The 4,340-nt window shown below is 43.5% G+C and carries 4 protein-coding genes; 3 read left to right on the top strand and 1 reads right to left on the bottom strand.

Features of this window, described 5'->3' with window-relative positions; translation table 11 throughout:
• Window positions 1-24 precede the first annotated feature (24 nt).
• From B9J87_RS15135 to mscS, 3 genes are all read left to right on the top strand, one after another.
• Entirely contained in the window at window positions 25-1,188 is a 1,164-nt protein-coding gene (locus B9J87_RS15135; RefSeq protein ID WP_026027969.1) for a phosphoglycerate kinase, read from the top strand.
• A gap of 153 nt (window positions 1,189-1,341) precedes the next feature.
• Window positions 1,342-2,418, top strand: coding sequence for a class II fructose-bisphosphate aldolase (gene fbaA / locus B9J87_RS15125; RefSeq protein ID WP_013857804.1), 1,077 nt, complete (start codon window positions 1,342-1,344; stop codon window positions 2,416-2,418).
• A gap of 293 nt (window positions 2,419-2,711) precedes the next feature.
• Window positions 2,712-3,575, top strand: coding sequence for a small-conductance mechanosensitive channel MscS (mscS, locus tag B9J87_RS15120; RefSeq protein ID WP_094151549.1), 864 nt, complete (start codon window positions 2,712-2,714; stop codon window positions 3,573-3,575).
• A 74-nt stretch (window positions 3,576-3,649) separates the two neighbouring features.
• Here mscS and B9J87_RS15115 read toward each other — a convergent pair whose 3' ends face one another.
• Complete coding sequence (locus B9J87_RS15115; RefSeq protein WP_094151547.1) at window positions 3,650-4,282, bottom strand: LysE/ArgO family amino acid transporter; 633 nt, start codon at window positions 4,280-4,282, stop codon at window positions 3,650-3,652.
• Between the last annotated feature and the right edge of the window lie 58 nt (window positions 4,283-4,340).

Here is a 4,340-nt window from a genome sequence, read left to right as displayed (position 1 = left end):
TATTAATATTTGAGAGGACAAACCATGTCTGTAATCAAGATGACCGACCTGGACCTAGCAGGTAAACGCGTATTTATCCGTGCTGACCTAAACGTACCAGTGAAAGATGGCAAAGTAACTTCTGATGCACGTATTCTTGCATCGCTACCAACAATTCAGCACTGCCTAGCGGCGGGCGCTAAAGTGATGGTTACTTCTCACCTAGGTCGTCCAACTGAAGGCGAATACGCGGAAGAGTTCTCTCTACTACCAGTGGTTAATTACCTGAACGACGCGCTAGATTGCGAAGTAAAACTGGCAAAAGATTACCTAGATGGCCTAGAGCTAAACGCAGGTGAGCTTGTTGTTCTAGAAAACGTTCGCTTTAACAAAGGCGAGAAAAAGAACGAAGAAGAACTATCTAAAAAGTACGCCGCTCTTTGCGACGTATTTGTGATGGATGCATTTGGTACGGCTCACCGTGCACAAGCCTCAACTCACGGCATTGGTATGCAAGCACCTATCGCTTGTGCTGGTCCACTATTGGCAGCAGAACTTGAAGCACTAGGCAAAGCCATGGATAACCCAGAGCGTCCATTAGTGGCTATCGTTGGTGGCTCAAAAGTGTCTACTAAACTAACGGTTCTAGAATCGCTATCTAAAATTGCTGACCAACTGGTTGTTGGCGGTGGTATTGCTAACACTTTCATCGCAGCAGCAGGCCACAACGTAGGTAAGTCTCTATATGAAGCAGACTTGCTTGAAACGGCTAAAAAGTTGATGAAAGAGTGTTCTATTCCAGTAGCAACAGATGTTGCTTGTGCAAAAGCCTTTGATGAAAACGCAGAAGCGGAAATCAAAAACGTGGCGGATGTTCAAGATGACGATATGATTTTCGACCTAGGTCCAGACTCAACCGCACAACTGGCTGAAATCATCGCTAACGCAAAAACCATTCTATGGAACGGTCCTGTTGGCGTATTTGAATTCAAAAACTTCGAAGCAGGTACAAAAGGTATCTCTGAAGCGATTGCGAAATCTGCAGGTTTCTCAGTGGCTGGTGGTGGTGACACACTAGCGGCAATCGACAAGTTCGGTATCAAAGCCGACGTATCTTACATCTCTACTGGCGGCGGTGCATTCCTTGAGTTTGTTGAAGGTAAAGTACTACCAGCGGTTGAAATGCTAGAAGCACGCGCGAAAGCTTAATGACTAATGAAAGCGGGAGTGATTCCCGCTTTCTTGTTTGCTGCACGTGTGTTTTTATTCTGATAGAATGACGCCAGTTGTGAGCAAACGTTTGCAAGAATTTAAACTTAACTGTTTTATTTTTAAAACGATAGAAAAAATAGGATCAAATCCATGTCTAAGATCTTCGATTTCGTAAAACCAGGCGTAATTTCTGGCGATGACGTACAGAAAGTATTTGAAGTTGCAAAACAAAATAACTTTGCTCTTCCTGCAGTAAACGTAGTGAACACTGACTCTATCAATGCGGTTCTTGAAGCTGCATCTAAAGTGAAAGCGCCAGTGGTTGTTCAGTTCTCTAACGGTGGCGCGGCTTTCTTTGCTGGTAAAGGCGTTAAACTTGCTGGTCAAGGTGCACAAATCCTAGGTGCGGTTGCTGGCGCGAAATATGTTCACGCTGTAGCAGAAACTTACGGTGTGCCTGTTATTCTTCACACTGACCACGCTGCGAAGAAACTACTTCCTTGGATCGACGGTCTACTAGACGCAGGCGAAGAGTTCTTCGCTCAAACTGGTAAGCCTCTATTCTCTTCTCATATGCTAGACCTTTCTGAAGAGTCTCTAGAAGAGAACGTTGAAACTTGTGCGAAATACCTAGAGCGTATGGCTAAAATGGGTATGACTATCGAGATCGAACTGGGTTGTACTGGTGGCGAAGAAGACGGCGTTGACAACTCAGACATGGATTCATCTGAGCTGTACACTTCTCCTGAAGACGTAGCTTACGCTTACGAGAAATTGAGCGCAGTGAGCCACCGTTTCACTATCGCAGCTTCTTTCGGTAACGTACACGGTGTTTACCAAGCGGGTAACGTGGTACTGACTCCAACTATCCTACGTGATTCACAAGCGTATGTTTCTGAGAAATTTGGCCTTCCAGCAAACTCTCTAAACTTCGTATTCCACGGTGGTTCTGGTTCTTCTGAAGCCGAGATCAAAGAATCAATCAGCTATGGTGTTATCAAAATGAACATCGATACTGATACTCAGTGGGCAACTTGGGACGGTATCCGTCAGTACGAAGCTGAAAACCATGATTACCTACAAGGTCAAATTGGTAACCCTACGGGTGAATCTGCGCCAAACAAGAAATACTACGATCCACGCGTATGGCTACGTGCTGGTCAAGCATCGATGGTTGCTCGTTTAGAGAAAGCCTTCGCTGACCTTAATGCGATCGACGTACTATAAGTTCATTTATCTGGACTAAGTGATGAACCCGCTCAATGAGCGGGTTTTTTTATGGCCGAGATTCAGACAAAATGACTGGCGGATTGTTAAAATATTGCTTAACCTCTAACAAGCTCATATCAATGCTTCCAAGTAACTATTTGTTTTGTCAGTGTTTACATAAAACTGACTTTGCAACATAACCAAAGTGAGATATTGTGCCAAAAAACTGACACTCTGCTGTCAGTCGTTTTTTGTTTTTGATGTTCAGTGGTAACAACATTCAAAATGATTTTATAAAGAGGAAATGCAATATGTCAGGTGAATCAATGGGCATCGAAGCTCCATTAGTCGATGGTTTAGCGCAAGCCAATACTTGGCTGACCAATAATTCAGATCTTTTGATACAATACGGCGTCAATATTATTTCCGCTATTCTGATCCTATTTATCGGTAACATTGTTGTTAAAGCTGTGGCTGGAAGTGTTGCCAAGGCTCTGAAAAAGAAAGACATGGACAAAGCAGTTGTTGAGTTTGTTCATGGTCTAGTCTGTTATACGCTATTTGTGGTGGTATTAATTGCCGCTTTAGGTCGCATTGGTGTGCAAACCGCTTCTGTTGTGGCCATTATCGGTGCGGCTGGATTGGCGGTTGGTTTAGCGCTACAAGGCTCCCTATCAAACTTTGCTGCGGGCGTTTTGATTGTGGCATTCCGCCCATTCAAATCCGGTGATTACGTGGAAGTGAGTGGTACTGCTGGATCGGTTGAATCGATTCAAATTTTTTCAACAGTACTGCGCACGCCTGACAATAAAATGGTGATTGTGCCTAATGGTTCGATCATCAGTGGCCCAATTGTTAACTATTCACGCCATGACACTCGTCGTATTGATTTGGTGATTGGTGTTTCTTATAAGTCCAATCTGCAAAAAACCAAGGAAGTGCTGGCTAAAGTAGTCGCGGCAGAGCCTCGTTTATTGAAAGATCCTGCACCGACTATTGGTGTAATGGCCTTGGCCGATTCTTCAGTCAATTTTGTGGTTCGCCCTTGGGTGAAAACGGCAGAGTATTGGGCTGTTTATTTTGATTTGTTACAAGCCATCAAAGAAGAGTTAGATAAAGAAGGTATTGAGATCCCATTCCCACAAATGGATGTTCATCTGAATAAAATGAATTAATTCATTTTCAATCAAGTGAAAAGGGCATGAAATGATTATTCAGTTCATGCCCTTTCCTTTTGTTGGTTATACACTTACACCAGATATTGAATTGCCAGCCCTTTTGCAAGGATAAAGGCGATGCTAAACATCATTGCAGCTACGGCCATGTCTATTCCTTTCTTCACGTTAGGCTTTGAGAGCGTCGGCCCCAGTTTCGCAGCACCAATTGATAAAGAATAAAACCATACAAAAGAGGCCATCATGGTTCCTAGCGCAAACACGATGCGATCATGGCCTTCAAACTGACCACCAATCGATCCCAAAATCACAACCGTATCTAAGTATAAATGTGGGTTAAGCACAGTAACGGCTAACGCGCCTAAAATAACCGTTCGTTTACCACGTGCGATCACTTCGCCATCCGATTCATTAGTGCTTGTTGAAGTGAAGGCACTCCTTAAAGAAATAAATCCATAAAATGAGAGAAAAGCAACACCGCCTAAGGTAACTGAGGTCAGTAAGATTTCGTTACTTGAGAGTAGGGCACCGCCACCAAATATACCCAGAGAAATAAAAATCACATCCAGTAGACTACAGATGGTCGCCGTCGTTAAGTGGTGATTGCGCTTAATTCCTTGGTTTAGCACATAGGCATTTTGTGCACCAATAGGAATAATCATCGTTGCACCTAATCCAAAACCTTGTAGCAAAATCCACACATTCACAGCTCACCTCATCGTAATAATTCAATACAGTGAGCGCACAATAGCGAGAGTATAAAAA

It is taken from the genome of Vibrio sp. V19_P1S1T109, assembly GCF_002241375.1.
GTDB classification, from domain to species: domain Bacteria; phylum Pseudomonadota; class Gammaproteobacteria; order Enterobacterales; family Vibrionaceae; genus Vibrio; species Vibrio anguillarum.
This window is presented reverse-complemented; position numbering and strand designations above follow the sequence as displayed.